This is a genomic window from Bacteroides sp. AF25-5LB (assembly GCF_003602965.1).
Classification (GTDB): Bacteria; Bacteroidota; Bacteroidia; order Bacteroidales; family Bacteroidaceae; genus Bacteroides; species Bacteroides uniformis.
In genome coordinates this window covers 30,493-47,867 of record NZ_QTMC01000006.1, presented here as the reverse complement: position 1 = coordinate 47,867, position 17,375 = coordinate 30,493, and the positions used below count along the sequence as shown (strand labels likewise).

Genomic DNA, 17,375 nt, shown 5'->3' with positions numbered 1-17,375 from the left:
AATGTAATTATTGACTAATATTGGTGAGAAATAGAATAAAAAGATTTATTTTTGCGCCTTATATTTAGATATACAATAAGGCACCGATGAAAGATAGGCTCATAGGATTTATTAAGACATACTGCTTGTTTGTCTGCATTTTTGTGTTGCAGAAACCACTGTTTATGCTGTTTTACAAATCGCTGTACCCGGATGTCTCGTGTGCGGACTGGTTCAGTGTCATTTGGCATGGGTTACCTTTAGACCTATCTCTGGCTGGTTATCTGACAGCTATTCCCGGTTTTCTTTTCATAACCTCTGTATGGACACTTTCTAAATCCCTTCATCTCATCTGGTGCGGCTATTTCCTCTTCATTTCTGTTCTTCTATCCATTATTTTTACTGTAGATTTAGGATTATACGAGTATTGGGGATTTCGTTTGGATGCCACACCGTTGTTCTATTTCTTTTCTTCTCCTAAAGAAGCAGTGGCCAGCGTCAGTATCTGGATGGTGCTGGGGGGAATTGTTGCAATGGCTGTTTATGCTGTCGTGCTGTATGTTGTTTTCTACAGCATCTTGTTGCAGAAGAAACTGTTGCTGCAGATGAAACTGCCTTATCGTCGCCTGAAGGTGTCAGGTATATTGTTGCTGATGACGGGGCTGCTGTTTATTCCTATCCGTGGAGGCTTTACAGTATCTACCATGAATGTGGGGAAAGTCTATTTCAGTGCCGAGCAGCGTCTGAACCATGCAGCTATCAACCCTGCATTCAGTCTGATGGAATCTCTTGCCAAGCAGAAGGACTTTAGCAAGCAATACCGTTTTATGGAAGCTGCGGAGGCCGACCGGCTTTTTAAAGACATGCTTGAACCCGCAGTTGCCGGTGGTCAAACGGAAGAGACGGATTCTGTGCGGCAATCTGCCGATTCGCTGCATACTTTATTCAATACTCAGCGTCCCGATGTACTCTTTGTGATTCTTGAGAGTTTTTCCTCTAGGTTGATGACAGCTTTGGGAGGTGAGCCGAATATTGCCATTCATCTGGATAGCTTGAGTAAGGAAGGGGTGCTCTTTACGAACTTCTACGCCAACAGTTTTCGTACGGACCGTGGACTGGTGGCTATCTTGAGTGGCTATCCTGCCCAGCCCACTACGAGTATTATGAAGTATCCCCGTAAAACGCAGTCCATTCCTGCCATTGCAGGCAGCTTGCGGAAGGCGGGTTATGGTACCAAGTATTATTATGGCGGTGATGCCGACTTTACCAATATGCGTTCCTACCTGATGTCATCGGGCTTTGAAGATATTGTTTCCGACCAGGACTTTCCCGTAACGGAACGTTTAAGTAAGTGGGGGGCGCACGACCATCTCGTATTCAACCGTCTGCTGGAAGACTTGAAAACCGAAGCTGCCGAAGGAACTGCAGAAGAGAAAACTCCTCATTTCCGTGTCTTGCAGACCTCCAGCAGCCACGAGCCTTTTGAAGTACCTTTCCGTCGTCTGGAGAATGACCGGCTGAACGCCTTTGCCTATACGGATAGTTGTGCAGGCGATTTTGTAAGACAGTTCCGTGAGCTCCCCCAGTGGAAGAATACGGTGATTGTGTTTGTTCCAGACCATTTGGGAGCTTATCCCGAACATATCGACAATTTGTCGGTAGAACGCTACCGGATACCTCTGTTGATGGTGGGCGGTGCCGTCCGAGAGCCGAGGCGCATTGACGTCTATGGCTCGCAACATGACATTGCAGCCACGTTGCTGGCCCAATTGGCGCTGCCCCATGAAGAGTTTGTCTTCAGTAAAGATATGCTTAATCCCGCTTCCCCTCATTTCGCGTTCTTTACCGTACCCGATGCTTTCGGTATGGTGACAGCAGACAACCAGGTGATATTCAATTGCCAGGCAGGTGCTGTGGTAGTGGATGAGGGCACGGCAAAGGGAAAGAACTTGCCGTTGGGCAAAGCCTATCTGCAGAAATTGTATGACGATATAGCAAAAAGATAAAGGAAGATAATTAAAGTATAAGAGTATAAAGTATAAGAGTATAAAGTATGACAGCACTTATGGATGTCTTGCAAGGGGCGATAGATATAGACACAAACATATTCCTTTTCATCAATGGGATGCACAACACCTTTTTCGATTACTTTATGAGTGCCTACAGCGGTAAGTGGGTCTGGGTGCCGATGTATGCTGCCATTTGGTATGTGATGCTGCGCAACTTCCATTGGAAAGTGACTTTGTTCTGCATGGTCGGTCTGGCACTCGTAATTACCATTGCCGACCAGACGGGGGCAACATTGATACGCCCGTATGTGGAACGCCTTCGTCCCGCCAATCTGGAAAATCCCATATCCGATATGGTGCATATCGTAAACGGACATCGAGGAGGGCGTTATGGATTCCCCTCCTGTCATGCTGCTAATACTTTTGGCCTGGCATTCTTTGTCTGGTTTCTTTTCCGTAAACGATGGCTCACTGTGTTTATGATGGGATGGGCGTTGCTGACCTGCTATTCACGTGTCTACTTGGGAGTGCATTATCCGGGCGATCTCATCGCGGGAACATTGGTTGGATTGATTGCCGCATACATTGTATATCGCCTTTTCCTGAAAGTCAGCGGGTATAAGACCATGAAGAAAGTCCCCCATATTTATGCTCCCATATTGGTGGGCGGATTGACGATAGTTGGGATATTGATATATTCCACGGTGATGATATTGCAGGCTCAGAACTGATGATTTATCGTCACCATTGCTTCCCTCGGACGTATATTTAGTCGTGAAGTGTAGCTTTGCGTGGTGGAATACGTTGTGTAAGCATACTCTTTTTTGTTGAACAGGTTGTTGAGGCTTGCTTCCAATCTCCATTTTTTTCTTTTATAGATAAGGGATGCATCTGCGAACACGGTGTTGAGATGTGCGTCCCCTCCTAAGTCATTCCGGTAATGCTCGCCGGATAGCCGTAGGTCTACCTGCCCGATACTGAATGTGAGATGTAGCCGTTGTATGAAGTCCAGTAACGGGGTGAGACGGGTATCACTTCCTATCTTACTGCCGCCATAGCCTAATGTGGCATGATATTCCGCTTCAAAAATATCTGCGGGAGACCAGATTATTTTAGGCTCTGCTTTCAGATAATCATAACGATAGGTCTGCAGAAGACTTTGCCGGTTACCCTCGCTGTCAGCCAGGCGGGTAAGCTGTTCGCCATTGCTGCGACTGAGTAGTAGGGTGAGTGAGGTTTTCAAATGCCAGTCGTATATACCTTTGGACAAAGTACTGCTGAGATTCCAGCTATCGTTATGGTTCGGTAGTTCACGACGAGTGTAGACAATGGCATTTTCGGAAACACTCTGTTCGAAAAGAGTATTCCGGTTGCTGCGGCTGTAGGTTAGTGCGGCAGTGATGAAAAATTCCTGTACAGTGTTTTTGTACTCTCCGTAGAGATTGTAGGTTTGCGTGAGGCTGGTAGGGAAAAGTCCGTTGCCGTCTCGCCAGGTGCGGTAATCAGTTTGGTAGAGTCCCGGATACAAGTCGGAGAAGTCTTCTGCCGAGCGTTTCAGACTGCCATAAAGGGAGAACGTCCAATGATAATCCAGTTTATAGCGCAAATACATGGACGGATTGAAGAACAGGAACGAACGCTGTTGTGAGAAATACCGATCTGCTTTCAGAGGAAGCGAAAGTGTAGCCAGCCATTTTCCACGTTCCAGCTGGAAGTAGGGGGTAATATACAATGACAGATGCGAAGCATTGAAATCATTGGGCTGTCTTGTCGGAGTATATTTCAGGGTAGCCCGTTCTCCTTGTATTCCTGCCTTATATTGTTGGGTAAATCCATCATACTTTCGTAGATATGCGGCACTGTTATCTGTGTAGAAGTTGTGCTGGTTGAATTTACTTTTTCCTTCTTCGAGTAGTAAGGATGCAGGCTGGTAAGCATACTGTGTCGTCGAACGAAATTCCCAGGTTCCGCTTTCCCGGTTTCGGATAAGATTGAAGTAGTTTCCGGCACTTAGCTGTGACGTTTGCAGAGTTTGTCCCAGTTCCTCCGAACATCCGCGATTTATTTCTCCGTCTACGGTGAAGCGGTTGGATATATAATTCCGGCTGCTGTTATCTTCATAACGCAGTTCCAGATTAGCGATGTCACTTCTCAGACGATAATGGTAGGTTTCGTCTATTTGTATGGTATCTGTCGGTTGATAATAGATTTGGGTATTTCCCCGTTGCTGTCGGATTAGCTCATGAGTATATCCGGCTTGCAGGCGTAAGCTGCGGTCATCATTCCATTTGTACATACGGTTGCCGTTCAGGGTGTGGGTTTCATTGAATAATAAGCGATTCTTGTCTAATGGTGCGCTGATGCCCGGCTGGGAGAGAAAACCGGAAAGCGGAACTTGTTGCTGGCCATTTCCGGTCAGTTTGGTTTGCTCGTTGCTGAGGTCCTTGCCATTGTTATTTGTCTTGTAATTATAGACACTCTGTTTTCCTTTACCCAGTTGAAGGGCATTCAGTCTGCCTTCCCACAGGATTTTGTTGTTGTCACTCCATCCGGTTCCCAGAGTACCGTTTGCTATCCATTGATCGCGTGCTTTCGGATCCAGTTTCAGGTTCAATGCCACCTCATCGGAATTGATTTTTCCTTTCAAGGCCTTTACTGACTGATAGTTCTCCATGATTTCCGCACTCTTTACGGCTTTGGCACTCAGGTTGTTGTTGATTTGGTTATAACGTCCGCCTGTCACGTCCATTCCTTCCACAAAGTAGTGGTCGATGGCTTTCCCTTTATACTTAACCTGTCCGTTTTCATCTACATCCACGCCCGGAAGTTTCTTCAATACATCCTTTATGTGCACATCTTTAGATGAAGCAAACTGTGCCAAGTCATATCTCACCGTATCTTTTCGGGTATTGATACGTCCGGGACGTATTTGTACTTCTTTTAATACGATGGCTTCCGGTTGTAGGCTGAGATTCAGGATTCCTGCCGCATTGATATTCCGCATTTCTCTCTTATAGCCTAACAAAGAAATATTGAGTTGCAGCATTCCGCTATGCTTCCACGGCAAAGAAAATTGTCCTTTGGCATCGGTCAATGCATAGTCTATCGTTGTGTTTCCGCGTAATACACTAATCATTACAGCTTCCAGCGGTTGATCGGTTTCTGCATCTGTTATCTTGCCGCTCAACGTCTGTGCGTAGGTAGGCGACAAGAAACGAAAGAGAAACAGGAAAAATAGAATGATAGTTTTTTTATTCATACACTGCAATAATTGATTGTTTGGCAATTGAAGTTTGTTGAATTTTTTATACGATTATGGTGATTTTGTAATTTGTTGATTATCAATGCGCAAAAAGAGGATATTTAAGTATACGACTGAATGGCATTCACTATACGACTGAATAGGGTTCAGTATACGACTGAAATGCATTCAGTATGCGATAGATTTCACGAATGCTTACGGGTGTGGAGAAATATTATCGTTCCAGTGGATTATAAGGAATGTTTTTCGGGTTCTTGGTTGCATTGCCGTGTTCATCACTAACCTTGACGGTGACGTTCGGCATGCTTCCGGTGATAAATCCTACCGGATCGGCATAATAACGTTCGTGCACTTTGTTGTATGCTTTGCGGTTCATCGGTTCGTGCTTCTTTCCGTCGAAAAGTATCGGCCGATATGTGTGGCATTGCTCTACACCTGTGGCAGTGAATGAATAATGCCCTTCACTGTCTTCGGCTTTCAGTATCAGTCCGGGCAGTCCGCAAAGCTTCCACGGACCTTCGCTGACGGGTATTTCTGCAGTAAACCATGCTGTCCATGTACGGCCTTTTAATTGACATTCGGCTTTGCTGCAAAGGTAGGAGAGGACACTATCGTTTTCTGCCAGTATCTTCCACTGCGGACGTTCATCCGTTTCTTCGCAACGCAGGCGCGTCATGCCTGCCACTTCATCGAGGGTCGTTACTTTTCCGGCAGGATAACCTCTGAAGGTTTGTTCGCTCAGTTTGCTTGTTCCGTATTGTTTCAGATGTTCATTAATCGTTTCCTGCGAGGCTTTATTGGCGAAGTCTACTGCCAGTACAGAGTCGCAAACATACTTGGTGTAACTGTAGAACTTAGAGAGATTTTTACCGACTTCCAGCATCATGGTTTCTTCCGTAACATTTTCCGGCTTTTCCGTATTACTGATACAGCGCGTTTCATATTGCACAAGGATTTGTGCTTCACCGATGGTATCATTCTGTATTTTCGTTCCATCAGAAACGATGATTTGTGCCTTCGCTTGTGATGCGAACAATATAGCGAGACACAGATTGAGGAAAATAATTCTTGCACTCATAGTTTTTACATTTTTAGAGGTTTTACATATTGCTTCCAGCGATTATTGTACTGCAAAACTATGCGGATTTTGCTTCAGAAGAGGCTGAAAGTTATTACTGAAATATTACTCAATGCATAATATCTGCCTCGCACGTACCTATATTTGCAAGCTAACTTCTACCTTTGCCGGTACTAAATGAAAGTCTTTCTAACTAAGTGAGACTAAAAAAGAACAATTATGGAACAACGGATTAAGATCGTTTGGATATTCTCCATCGCATCGATACTGCTTATTACCTGCGGACAGGTCTACTGGTTGCGTAATCAGTATCAGTATATGAATGATGAACAAATCAATGGTATTTATGATTGCATCTTGCAGACCGCCCAACAGTATGACTCTATCCGTACTCCCCAACCCAAAAAGGTGCTTAGCAATACCAATATGTTCTTCTATCAGCTTAGCAAATCCATTGATTTGGAAAAGCGGACCACTATCGACGAATTAATTTTGGGTGTTCTGAAAGGGCGGGACTTGAAGAGCTTGGGCCAAAAGAATATAGAAACTCTCAAAATAGAGCAGCAGGACTCTGCCAGTACAGATGATAAAGAGAGAGAGGCAAAGCGTAGGGAATGGGCATTGGCGTTAGACACCCTTTTGCCGGAAGAGCGGCTCATTGCGAAGGATTCATTCAAAATCAATATGTCCGATAAAGATGCTCCTAATTTGAACTCTATTATTAATCTTTATCGTTTGGAGTTGGATGTGCCTTTTGCGTTGCAGCAATTTGATTCCTTGCTTGCCATACGTTTGGACAAACAAACGTTTACTACGCATCTGGTGGTTTCCGAAGATTCCATTTACCAGTGGAATGCGGAACTGAAACGGCAAGGTACATTGTTCAATCCATATATAGAAGTAATGTATCCTTATAATCCCCTGAAGCGCCAGTTTGTGCTTGTTTCCGTGAAGGTTTCACCTCATGTGGTACTTGTGCGTATGGGTTGGCAGTTAGTGGGCAGTACATGCCTGATATTTCTGCTGGGGCTTTGTCTGCTGTTTCAGATAAAAACCATCTTGAAGCAACGGCGGATAGACGAACTGCGAAAAAGCTTTGTAAACACTATGATACATGAACTGAAACGTCCCGTCCAGGCTCTGAAAATGTGTATAGCCTTTCTTAATGACAAGTCTATGCGAACAGATGAGAAAACGATGGATGAAGTGATTCACGATTCCATGTCCGAGCTGGATAACTTGTCGGCCTATCTTTCAAAACTACGTGATATGACGCGTGCCGATGATGAACACACGCAGCTTTCCGTCCGTACATTTGATATAAAGACGAGTTTGGAAAAGCTTGTCCGGCTTTACCATGTTCCTGAGGGTAAGGATGTTGCTATTGAAACCCATTTCAGTTCGGAGACTCTGGTAACGGCAGACCCGGTGCATGTTTCTAATATTATCAGTAATTTGATAGAGAACGCCGTAAAGTATTCGGGCAAGTCTGTGCATATTGTTGTAGATTGCCTTTTGCAGGATCACCAATTGACGATACGGGTGTCTGATGATGGCATCGGCATTCCGGTTTCCGAACAGAACCGTGTATTCGATAAGTTCTATCGGGGCAGTAATCTTCCCGACCGTTCGTTGCCCGGCATTGGTCTGGGGTTGAGCTATGTAAAGTTGCTGGTAGAGGCGCATCATGGGAGCATTTCTTTAAATAGTCAGGCAGGCAAGGGAACAATGATTGAAATTAATATTCCCCAATAAGTCCGTGCTAACCCGCATAATCCCTACTCTAAAATAACCAATGATATGAAAGCCTTGAAAATACTTTTTGCCGATGATGATTTGAAATATTCAATGCTGCTGAAGCGCTTTCTTGAGAAGGAAGGCTATGAAGTGACTTATGCCGGAAACGGGAAAATTGCTCTGGAACAATTTCCGCTCATAAAGCCTGATTTGGTATTGCTCGATATCAATATGCCCGGTTACAATGGCTTTGAAGTGGCTGAACGCATCCGCGAGACGGATAAACACGTCCTGATCTTTTTCCTTTCCGACCGTAGCGATAAGGCCGACCGCCTGCAAGGATTCCAACTGAAGGCGAACGATTATCTTGCCAAACCTTTCTATCCGGAAGAGCTGACAGCGCGTATCCGCGAGCGTTTCACTTCGCAGTTGTCCGGCGTGGCGGAGGATGAGATGTATGCTTTCGGCCATTCCGTATTCAATTACAGTACGAACGAGATTCGTACGGGAAATAGTAAGGTGCTGATTACTTCCCGTCAAGCCGATATCCTTCGCTTGCTGGCGCTGAATGTGAATAAGACTGTCAGTCGCGATACGTTGCTGGATGCTGTGTGGGGTACTGCCTCGTATGCCAACTCCCTTGCCTTGAATGTACAGATGTCCTATCTGCGGCGGTCGCTAAAAAACGACCCGAGCGTGAGGATTGAGTCGTTGATGAAAAAAGGGTATATGCTTGCCGTTCTTTGAAAACATCTTTATCTTTGGATTGTTATACAAACAAGACACTTCAAAAAAAAGAGAGCTTATGATGAGTTTAGGAGGATGGATGAATAAAGTCCTGATAGGTTGGGGGATAGACCCGAAGTTTGCCGATATGTTTGACGAGACGATTATTGCACTGCTGATGGTGGGGCTTTCGATAGGGCTGGACTATTTGTGCCAGGCAATCTTCGTTGGCGGTATGAAGCATTATACCCGGCGCTCTCCCCATCAGTGGAATACGTTGCTGATGAAACGCAGGGTGATACACCATTTGATACATATTCTGCCCGGAATCCTCATTTACTACCTGCTGCCCATGGCCTTTGTGCGTGGAAAGGAGATGCTTGAGTTCTCACAAAAGGTGTGTGCTGTCTATATCATTGTGGCGGTGCTGCTTACTATCAATGGCTTGTTGCTGGTGATGCTCGATGTTTATAACATGAAGGACAAGCAGAAGAACCGTCCGCTGAAAGGCTTTGTGCAGGTATTGCAAGTGCTACTGTTTTTTATCGGAGGTATCATAGTGGTTTCAGTGCTGATAGGCAAGTCTCCTATGACCTTGTTTGCCGGTCTGGGCGCATCTGCGGCTGTACTGATGCTGGTATTTAAGGACAGCATTCTGGGGTTTGTGGCCGGCGTGCAGCTCTCTGCCAACGACATGTTGCGGATAGGGGACTGGATAGCGCTGCCGGGTGGCGTTGCCAATGGAGTTGTAGAGGAGATTACGCTGAACACGGTCAAGATACGCAACTGGGACGAAACCATCTCGACCGTACCGCCGTATACCCTGGTGAACAACTCCTTCCAGAACTGGCGCGGCATGCAGGAAAGTGGCGGGCGACGGGTAAACAAGAATATCTTTCTGGATATGACTACCCTGAAGTTCTGCACTCCGGAAATGCTGGATAATATCCGCAAGGAAGTCCTCTTGATGGCCGACTATCAGCCAGCAGAAGGAGAGGTGCCAACCAATGCACAGCTCTATCGTATCTACATCGAACGTTATTTGTGTAGCTTGCCGGTGGTGAACCAGGAGATGGACTTGATTATCAGCCTGAAGGAACCCACGACGTATGGGGTACCCATTCAGGTATATTTCTTCTCTCGCAACAAGGTATGGAAAGAGTACGAGCGCATTCAGTCCGACATCTTCGACCACTTGCTAGTGATGGTACAGAAGTTTGACTTGAAACTGTATCAGTATTCCGACTAATATATCAACCGGAACTCCGCATATACAGGCAAGTGGTCGCTGTATCCTCCTTGATACTTCATCCCGTAGTAGGTGCGGAAGGGTTGCTGCCCTCCGTATTTCTTGTCTCTTGTCAGTAGGAAGGGCAGGCAGAATACGTCTGTCTTCGCTTCCTCTGTATATAGCGGTGCGTGTTCTTGCAGCAACGTACCTGATACGATGATGTGGTCTAGTAATCCCCATTCTCCTTGATACTTGTAGCTGCCGAAGTGCTTGCGTGTTTTGGCTTTTCCTGCTAGTAGATGGTAAAGTTTTTGTGGACGTAGAGAGTCTTGCAATGTTGACGGTGCTGCTGCCTCCAACACATCCTTTACCGATTTATTCTCCGGATAATCGTTGAAATCCCCTAAAAGGACAATTTGCGGATGTCGGCGTATCGTGTATAGGCTGTCTATGGCATGCTTCACCTTTCGGGCAGCCAGTAGCCGGTAAGGTTCAGACTCTCTTGCCCCTCCCGAACGGGATGGGAAGTGAGCTACCAGTACATCAAGCGTATCCCGGTTCAGCAACAATCCGCTGACGTGAAGAATGTCCCGTGTGGGACGGCTATTCTTCCGGGGCTTGTCTACGGGGAGGCTCTGATAGGAAAGCAGTTTGAAAAGATTACGTTGATACAACAGCGCTACGTCGATGCCGCGTTCGTCGGGAGATTGTGTCATCACATACCGGTAGTCTGCTTCGCGCAAGGCAGAGTAGCGGGTAAGGTCGCGCATCACACTGTCATTCTCCACCTCACACAAGGCAACAAGGGCGGGCGGCGTCCATCCTCCGGTGGCGATGATGACGCGGGCTATATTATCCAGTTTCTTTCTGTATTTAGAGTAATTCCAATGCCGGGTGGCATCCGGCAGGAACTCGTAGTCATTCTTTAGTGTGTCATGTCGGGAGTCGAATAGGTTTTCTACATTGTAGCTTACTATCCGAAACGTGAGGGTATCTCTTCCTTCTTGCCCGTACAGACTGATGTACGGGCAGAGAAGGAAGAGTATAACTCCTATCTTATGGATAACGTTCATACAAACTATTCCCGTTCCCCTTTAAGGAACGCGGGATATTTATTTCACCGGAATGTGCTTCAGTATATCCTGCAGATGGTCCCAGAACTTCTGTACGGTAGGAATCAGCATCCGTTCGTCGGGAGAGTGCACACCCTGCAGGGTAGGTCCGAAGGAAATCATGTCCAGTGCCGGGTATTTGTCAAGGAACAGTCCGCATTCCAAACCTGCATGGATAGCTTTTACCTTGGCATCTACACCGAACAAACGTTTGTAGGACTCAACAGCCACTTCCAGGATTTCTGAATGCGGGTTGGGCTTCCAGCCCGGATATCCGTCGCCGAAAGATACGGCTGCTCCACCCATTTCGAATACAGTACGCACCATATTGGCAATGTCTTGTTTGGAGGAGGCGGTAGAGCTGCGCTGGCTGGTCTCGATACGGATGATATGGCCGGATTTCATCTTTACGGAGGCCAGATTGGTGGAGGTTTCCACCAGCCCCGGAATGTCTTGGCTCATGGCATACACACCGTGAGGTGCGGCATAGATGGTTTGCAGCAAGCGCTTGGCGGTATCTTTGTCAATGGCTTTGGGACGGGCTGCTTCCGATTCAAGCACGAATTGGAGGTCCGGGTCAACGACGGCATATTCTGCCTCCACTTCGGCGGCAAAGACATTCAAGTCTGTGCGCAGGGCATGCTTGTCGGCATCGGGTATGGCAATTACCGCGTGTGCTTCGCGGGCAATGGCGTTGCGCAGGTTACCACCGTCTATTTCGCAAAGGTACATGTCGTACTTCTGAGATGCCTGGCTTAGGAAGCGGTTCAACAGTTTGTTGGCATTGCCGCGCCCCAGGTGTATGTCGCCGCCGGAGTGTCCACCTTTCAGCCCCTTTACCTGCACTTTGCAGCAGAAATACCCTGCCGGTACGTCCACTTCCCGGTAGGTGAATTCGGCAACGGAATCTATACCGCCTGCACAGCCGATGAAGAGCTCGCCTTCATCTTCGGAATCGAGGTTCAACAGAATGTCTCCGTTCATGAAGCCTTCTTTCAGGGCGAAGGCACCGGTCAGTCCGGTCTCCTCGTCCACGGTGAAGAGGCATTCGATAGGACCGTGCTCGATGCTGTCGTCGGCAAGGATAGCCAGTTCGGTGGCTACACCGATGCCGTTGTCGGCTCCCAAGGTTGTACCTTTGGCTTTCAGCCATTCACCGTCAATTTCGGTTTCGATAGGGTCGGTCAGGAAGTCGTGCTTCACGTCGTTGTTCTTTTCACATACCATGTCGATGTGCGATTGAAGTACGACAGTCTTGCGGTTTTCCATACCCGGAGTAGCGGGTTTCTTTATCAGAACGTTTCCGGCTTCGTCCACCTTCGTTTCCAACTTATGTTTTTCTCCGAATGCTTTTAAGTAAGCAATGATTTTCTCTTCCTTCTTCGAAGGGCGCGGCACTTGGCAGATTTCCTCAAAATAGTGAAATACACCAGCCGGTTTCAAGTCTTTTTTTTCCATAATTATCTGAATTAGCGGCTGCCTTACATGTGTTTATGCAGCCTTCATTATCAATTGTCAAATATCAATTCTCCATTAAATTAACCACTTATTGCTAAATATGGTTAAATTGATTGACTATTTTATTCCCCTTTCTCTTTTTTTAGAGTAAAAAAGGCGAGTTAGTCCAACCAAAGCCCTATATTTGCACCCACAAAAATAGTAAAAACACTATTTTCATGTAACAAAATTAATGGAAATGCTTGATACAATATTGATAACTCTGTTAATAGTTGCTATTTGCATTGTTTTATTGGGTGTAAAGGTCTTTTTTGTGAAAGGCGGCAGGTTCCCTAACGGGCATGTCAGTGGCAATAAGGCAATGCGCGATAGAGGTATCGGCTGTGCGCAGTCGCAGGACAGAGAAGCACAACGCAAATCCCGTTTTTCCATTGATGAACTGGAAAAAGCCTTAAACGATAGTATGAACTAATTTTAAAAAACAATATTTATCAATTATGAAGAGATTAAACTACCTCATGAACGGTCTGGCAGCTCTCGCACTGATCGTTTTATTTGCTCAATGTGCCGGCAATACTGATAAACAGACAACAAACGCTCCTGCACAAGCCGGCGGATTATCGGAAATGAAGATTGCTTATGTTGAAATAGATACGCTTTTGGCAAAATACAACTATTGCATAGACTTGAATGAGGCTATGGTGAAGAAGGGCGAGAATGTCCGTCTGACATTGAACCAGAAAGCCAGCGAACTGGAGAAGCAGAAGCAGGAATTCCAGACAAAGTATCAGAACAACGCTTATCTTTCTCAGGAGAGAGCGCAGCAGGAATACAACCGCATCGCAAAGTTGGAGCAGGATTTGCAGAACCTGAGCAACAAGCTGCAGTCTGAACTGATGAGTGAGAATGAAAAGAACAGCCTGCAACTGCGTGATTCTATCAACGCTTTCTTGAAGGAGTACAATAAGACAAAAGGTTACAGCATGATTATCAGCAATACGGGTTTTGACAATCTGCTCTATGCAGACAGTGTCTACAACATCACTCGTGAGATTCTGGATGGCCTGAATGCAAGATACTCTTCTCCGGTGAAGAAATAATATTTATCCTATGATATAAAAAAGGATGTGCTGAAAAGTACATCCTTTTTTTATAGGCCTCTCCCTCGCCCCCTCCCCGTAGGGAGGGGAGTTTTGAAGTGTTTGTATTTTGTAGGACTATCTCTGTCCCCCTCCCTACGGGGGAGGGGCTAGGGGAGAGGCTTTTAATGCTCCGATTGTACGCTTTACCCGCTCCGCAGTAGTGATGGTGTGTGTGTATTCATCAATATGTACCGTTCCTCCCATAGAGACGGCGGAATTGTGATAGAGCATGGAGCTTTCGATATTTTCCCTGGCGGAGAAATGAAACTCGCGGATACCGGTTTCTCGGGCAATGTGGGCTATGTTGGTTTCATTCACCCCACAGCCTGCCAATAGGATGATTCGGTCTGATGCTTGTTGTTGGAGTTCTTTCAGAAGGGGAATGCCTCGCTCTGCTGTAGGTTGCTGTCCGGAAGTTAGGATGCGGTTGCATCCTAATTCGATAATATCTTCTATCGCTTTTCGTGGATTTCTGCATACATCGAAAGCACGGTGGAAGGTGACGGACATCCCTTGTGAGGCTTCCATAAGCTGCTCCATCAATGGAATGTCTACATCTCCCTCTGCCGTCAAGCAACCGAACACGACTCCGTCAGCGCCTAGACGGCGGGCATTCTCTATGTCTTTCAGCATGATGCGCTGTTCGGTGGAGGAATAAAGAAAATCTCCTCCGCGGGGACGGACAATGATATGCAATTTGGTCTGTTGCAATGCTTCCCGTGCGATGAGGATATCACCGTATGAGGGGGTTGTCCCCCCCTCGGGGATGCCTGCGCACAGTTCCACCCGGTCTGCTCCGCCGGCTTGTGCGGCAATACAACTCTCTACGGAGTTGGCGCAAACTTCAAACTGATAATCTTTCATTTTGTAAAGTCATGGTTGTGGTGCAAAAATAAGAAAAGGGTGAATACGAATTCACCCTTTTCTGCATTTATTTTCTTTTCTGATGTTACTTTGCGTAGCTCACTGCACGTGTCTCACGGATAACGGTAATCTTCACCTGACCCGGATAAGTCATTTCGTCCTGAATCTTCTTGGCGATTTCACCGGAAAGGTTCTCCGTCTGCTTGTCGTCAATCTTGTCTGCACCGACAATGACACGCAACTCACGGCCTGCCTGGATGGCATATGTCTTTGTCACTCCCGGATAGGACATGGCCAGTTGCTCAAGGTCGTTCAGGCGCTTGATGTATGCTTCTACAATTTCGCGGCGTGCTCCCGGGCGTGCTCCTGAAATGGCATCGCATACTTGTACGATTGGGGCCAGCAGGCTGGTCATTTCCACTTCGTCGTGGTGGGCACCGATGGCGTTGCAGATGTCTGGCTTTTCCTTGAACTTTTCTGCCAACTTCATACCATAGAGTGCATGCGGCAATTCCGGTTCCTCATCGGGTACCTTACCTATATCATGCAGCAGTCCGGCACGTTTTGCTTTCTTCGGGTTGAGTCCCAGCTCTGATGCCATCACAGCGCAAAGATTGGCTGTCTCGCGTGCATGCTGCAAAAGGTTCTGGCCGTATGAAGAACGGTATTTCATCTTACCGATAATGCGGATAAGTTCCGGATGCAGACCGTGGATGCCCAGGTCGATAGTAGTACGTTTACCGGTTTCGATGATTTCCTCTTCTACCTGCTTGCGTACTTTGGCAACTACCTCTTCGATGCGTGCCGGGTGGATACGTCCGTCTGTTACCAACTGGTGCAATGCCAGACGTGCAATCTCACGGCGAACCGGGTCGAAAGCTGACAATACGATAGCTTCCGGAGTATCGTCTACCACAATTTCCACACCGGTGGCAGCTTCCAGGGCGCGGATGTTGCGGCCTTCGCGACCGATGATACGTCCCTTGATTTCATCTGATTCGATGTGGAATACGGTTACTGAGTTTTCAATGGCTGTTTCCGTAGCCACACGTTGGATGCTCTGTATCACGATGCGCTTGGCCTCTTTGCTTGCCGTCAGCTTGGCGTCGTCCATGATGTCGTTGATGTAGGACTGGGCTTGCGTTTTGGCTTCTTCCTTCAGGGATTCCACCATGCGCTCTTTGGCTTCTTCAGCAGAAAGTCCGGAAATAGCTTCCAGCTTTTCTATTTCCTGGCGCTGCATGTGCTCCAGTTCTTCTTTCTTCTTGTCTACGATGGACAGTTGGGCTTCCAGATTTTCTTTCACGGCTTCTGCTTCCATCTTCTTGCGCTGGATTTCTTCCTGGCGTTGGTTCAGTACCAATTCACGTTGTTTCAGCTTGTTTTCTGCCTGCTGTATCTTTTGGTTACGTTGGGCCACTTCTTTTTCCAAGTCTGCCTTCTTGTTTAGGAATTTTTCCTTTACTTCCAGCAACTTATTTTTCTTAATCACTTCCGCTTCCGCTTCCGCATCTCTCAGGATACCGTCGTATTTGTTTTTCAGCCCGTGCTTGAAGAACAAGTACGAGGCAAACCCTCCGACAATGAAGCAGGCAATGGATAATACTATTGTAACTACTGTCATTTTATTAATTTGTTTTTAGTATATAAATAAAAAAGCACTGCATAAAAGCTTGCTTTGATGAAGGGCAAACTTTTGTACAGTGCGCGAATTTCTCTCTTTTACCGACCCGACGGAGGGATTGCAGCTTATTGTTCCTTGAAATAGGTCTCCAATACCTCTGTCAGTTCCTTTATTTTGCTGGTATAGGGTTCAGTATCATTACGGTCCTTCAACTGAAGGTTTTCTAAAGCGAACTGATAGGCCACCATGGCTATAATTCTCTCTAGAGACACATTCAGATAATGCTCCCGATACGCATTGAGCCTGATATCTACCTGCTTGGCGGCTTCTCTTACCATTTCCTCGTCCTCACGGTTGATTGTGAGAGGGTAGGAGGCTCCTGCCATTTGCAGGTTTATCTTTATCTTATCGTTCATACATCCTCTTCTCTTTATTCATTCAACAAAGCGATGCATTTATCGACTTCACGCACTAATTTGGACAATCGCAGTTTCGTCTCTTTCACGTCGCTGCCGTTAAGGCTGATTGTCGTAGCTGTTTTTAGGTTCGTGTAGTTAAGTTCCAGTTCCCGGTATTCAGCTTGTACCTTCCCGTATTCCTCCTCTTTGGCTTCAAGAAGTTGCTTTAGCTCAGCATTTTCGCGTTTTAATTCATCGTGCAGATAGATTAAATGCCGCAGTCTGGCTTCAAAGGTACTTAATAGCTTCTTTTCTTCGTCTGTCATCACTACACCAAAATTGTACACAAAAATACAATTTACTTGGAGATTACAAAAACTTTTCGGGGAAAATATGCTGTAGAAGTGCCGAAATAACCGAAGTGGCCTATGAAGTACTGGTTTTGAGGGATTGAAAAAGGGTGGTGGAGGCTGGCTTTTCAAGAGATGTGGATAGGTATGGAACAATTTGCTTTTTAGAAGGATTTTATTTCTTGCTTTTCGAAAGCTTAGTATCTCCGTTACTAAATAGTAATCGTCCGACGCTTGTTGGACGATTACTGTTTAGTAAGGCCGAAATTACTTTTTGCTGTTTTAGGCACTACTCTTTAGGTGCGGTTGGAATAGTATGTAGTAAAGGAAGGAGGAGATGCTAAGAAATAAATAAAATAATTTATATAATAATTTGGTTTATAAAATAAACCTTCTATCTTTGTA

General features: G+C 46.2%; 15 protein-coding genes. 7 read left to right on the top strand and 8 right to left on the bottom strand.

Annotation, left to right across the window (positions count from 1 at the left end; genetic code table 11):
• The first annotated feature begins 86 nt into the window (after window positions 1–86).
• Together DWY57_RS08670 and DWY57_RS08665 are read left to right on the top strand one after the other, a co-directional pair.
• Window positions 87–1,985, top strand: coding sequence for an alkaline phosphatase family protein (locus tag DWY57_RS08670; RefSeq protein WP_117966216.1), 1,899 nt, complete (start codon window positions 87–89; stop codon window positions 1,983–1,985).
• Window positions 1,986–2,032: 47 nt separating this feature from the next.
• Window positions 2,033–2,719 (top strand): phosphatase PAP2 family protein, encoded by a 687-nt coding sequence (locus DWY57_RS08665; RefSeq protein ID WP_022401654.1) that lies wholly within the window; start codon window positions 2,033–2,035, stop codon window positions 2,717–2,719.
• Here the strand turns inward: DWY57_RS08665 and DWY57_RS08660 are convergent.
• Complete coding sequence (locus DWY57_RS08660; RefSeq protein ID WP_117966274.1) at window positions 2,710–5,247, bottom strand: carboxypeptidase-like regulatory domain-containing protein; 2,538 nt, start codon at window positions 5,245–5,247, stop codon at window positions 2,710–2,712. The two genes, DWY57_RS08665 and DWY57_RS08660, sit on opposite strands and share 10 nt — an antisense overlap.
• 217 nt (window positions 5,248–5,464) lie before the next feature.
• Window positions 5,465–6,328, bottom strand: a complete 864-nt coding sequence (locus DWY57_RS08655) for a GLPGLI family protein (RefSeq protein ID WP_117966213.1) — start codon at window positions 6,326–6,328, stop codon at window positions 5,465–5,467.
• A 219-nt stretch (window positions 6,329–6,547) separates the two neighbouring features.
• Between DWY57_RS08655 and DWY57_RS08650 the strand changes: the two genes are divergently transcribed.
• Genes DWY57_RS08650 through DWY57_RS08640 form a run of 3 tightly spaced genes read left to right on the top strand, consistent with a single transcriptional unit; the run spans window position 6,548 to window position 10,040 of the window.
• Window positions 6,548–8,083, top strand: coding sequence for a HAMP domain-containing sensor histidine kinase (locus DWY57_RS08650; protein ID WP_119961606.1), 1,536 nt, complete (start codon window positions 6,548–6,550; stop codon window positions 8,081–8,083).
• 45 nt (window positions 8,084–8,128) lie between these two features.
• Window positions 8,129–8,812 carry a response regulator transcription factor gene (locus tag DWY57_RS08645; protein ID WP_117600672.1) on the top strand — a complete coding sequence of 228 codons (684 nt, stop codon included), beginning with the start codon at window positions 8,129–8,131 and terminating at the stop codon, window positions 8,810–8,812.
• 58 nt (window positions 8,813–8,870) lie between these two features.
• Window positions 8,871–10,040 (top strand): mechanosensitive ion channel domain-containing protein, encoded by a 1,170-nt coding sequence (locus DWY57_RS08640; protein WP_119961645.1) that lies wholly within the window; start codon window positions 8,871–8,873, stop codon window positions 10,038–10,040.
• On the opposite strand, the gene DWY57_RS08635 is transcribed toward DWY57_RS08640, so the two are convergent.
• Together DWY57_RS08635 and DWY57_RS08630 are read right to left on the bottom strand one after the other, a co-directional pair.
• A complete protein-coding gene (locus tag DWY57_RS08635) occupies window positions 10,037–11,095 on the bottom strand; it encodes an endonuclease/exonuclease/phosphatase family protein (protein ID WP_119961605.1) in 1,059 nt (352 codons plus the stop codon). The two genes, DWY57_RS08640 and DWY57_RS08635, sit on opposite strands and share 4 nt — an antisense overlap.
• A 39-nt stretch (window positions 11,096–11,134) precedes the next feature.
• Window positions 11,135–12,592: an aminoacyl-histidine dipeptidase gene (locus DWY57_RS08630; protein ID WP_119961604.1), complete on the bottom strand. Its 1,458-nt coding sequence runs from the start codon at window positions 12,590–12,592 to the stop codon at window positions 11,135–11,137.
• 238 nt (window positions 12,593–12,830) lie between these two features.
• Between DWY57_RS08630 and DWY57_RS08625 the strand changes: the two genes are divergently transcribed.
• Entirely contained in the window at window positions 12,831–13,064 is a 234-nt protein-coding gene (locus tag DWY57_RS08625; RefSeq protein WP_025832920.1) for a hypothetical protein, read from the top strand.
• A 25-nt stretch (window positions 13,065–13,089) separates the two neighbouring features.
• Window positions 13,090–13,692 carry an OmpH family outer membrane protein gene (locus DWY57_RS08620; RefSeq protein ID WP_009036606.1) on the top strand — a complete coding sequence of 201 codons (603 nt, stop codon included), beginning with the start codon at window positions 13,090–13,092 and terminating at the stop codon, window positions 13,690–13,692.
• Window positions 13,693–13,827: 135 nt separating this feature from the next.
• Here DWY57_RS08620 and DWY57_RS08615 read toward each other — a convergent pair whose 3' ends face one another.
• The 4 genes from DWY57_RS08615 to DWY57_RS08600 all read right to left on the bottom strand — a co-directional run bounded on the left by DWY57_RS08615 (window position 13,828) and on the right by DWY57_RS08600 (window position 16,967).
• Complete coding sequence (locus tag DWY57_RS08615; protein ID WP_005826404.1) at window positions 13,828–14,598, bottom strand: copper homeostasis protein CutC; 771 nt, start codon at window positions 14,596–14,598, stop codon at window positions 13,828–13,830.
• Window positions 14,599–14,683: 85 nt separating this feature from the next.
• Window positions 14,684–16,222, bottom strand: coding sequence for a ribonuclease Y (gene rny, locus DWY57_RS08610; RefSeq protein WP_005835816.1), 1,539 nt, complete (start codon window positions 16,220–16,222; stop codon window positions 14,684–14,686).
• A 125-nt stretch (window positions 16,223–16,347) separates the two neighbouring features.
• Window positions 16,348–16,638, bottom strand: a complete 291-nt coding sequence (locus DWY57_RS08605) for a cell division protein ZapA (protein ID WP_117600675.1) — start codon at window positions 16,636–16,638, stop codon at window positions 16,348–16,350.
• A gap of 14 nt (window positions 16,639–16,652) precedes the next feature.
• Entirely contained in the window at window positions 16,653–16,967 is a 315-nt protein-coding gene (locus tag DWY57_RS08600; protein ID WP_005835817.1) for a hypothetical protein, read from the bottom strand.
• Window positions 16,968–17,375 lie beyond the last annotated feature (408 nt).

What these genes read in the sequence shown, in the direction of transcription:
- DWY57_RS08670 (WP_117966216.1), top strand. Translation starts at nt 87, where the DNA reads ATGAAAGATAGGCTCATAGGATTTATTAAGACATACTGCTTGTTTGTC.
- DWY57_RS08665 (WP_022401654.1), top strand. Translation starts at nt 2,033, where the DNA reads ATGACAGCACTTATGGATGTCTTGCAAGGGGCGATAGATATAGACACA.
- DWY57_RS08660 (WP_117966274.1), bottom strand. Translation starts at nt 5,247, where the DNA reads ATGAATAAAAAAACTATCATTCTATTTTTCCTGTTTCTCTTTCGTTTC.
- DWY57_RS08655 (WP_117966213.1), bottom strand. Translation starts at nt 6,328, where the DNA reads ATGAGTGCAAGAATTATTTTCCTCAATCTGTGTCTCGCTATATTGTTC.
- DWY57_RS08650 (WP_119961606.1), top strand. Translation starts at nt 6,548, where the DNA reads ATGGAACAACGGATTAAGATCGTTTGGATATTCTCCATCGCATCGATA.
- DWY57_RS08645 (WP_117600672.1), top strand. Translation starts at nt 8,129, where the DNA reads ATGAAAGCCTTGAAAATACTTTTTGCCGATGATGATTTGAAATATTCA.
- DWY57_RS08640 (WP_119961645.1), top strand. Translation starts at nt 8,871, where the DNA reads ATGATGAGTTTAGGAGGATGGATGAATAAAGTCCTGATAGGTTGGGGG.
- DWY57_RS08635 (WP_119961605.1), bottom strand. Translation starts at nt 11,095, where the DNA reads ATGAACGTTATCCATAAGATAGGAGTTATACTCTTCCTTCTCTGCCCG.
- DWY57_RS08630 (WP_119961604.1), bottom strand. Translation starts at nt 12,592, where the DNA reads ATGGAAAAAAAAGACTTGAAACCGGCTGGTGTATTTCACTATTTTGAG.
- DWY57_RS08625 (WP_025832920.1), top strand. Translation starts at nt 12,831, where the DNA reads ATGCTTGATACAATATTGATAACTCTGTTAATAGTTGCTATTTGCATT.
- DWY57_RS08620 (WP_009036606.1), top strand. Translation starts at nt 13,090, where the DNA reads ATGAAGAGATTAAACTACCTCATGAACGGTCTGGCAGCTCTCGCACTG.
- DWY57_RS08615 (WP_005826404.1), bottom strand. Translation starts at nt 14,598, where the DNA reads ATGAAAGATTATCAGTTTGAAGTTTGCGCCAACTCCGTAGAGAGTTGT.
- rny (WP_005835816.1), bottom strand. Translation starts at nt 16,222, where the DNA reads ATGACAGTAGTTACAATAGTATTATCCATTGCCTGCTTCATTGTCGGA.
- DWY57_RS08605 (WP_117600675.1), bottom strand. Translation starts at nt 16,638, where the DNA reads ATGAACGATAAGATAAAGATAAACCTGCAAATGGCAGGAGCCTCCTAC.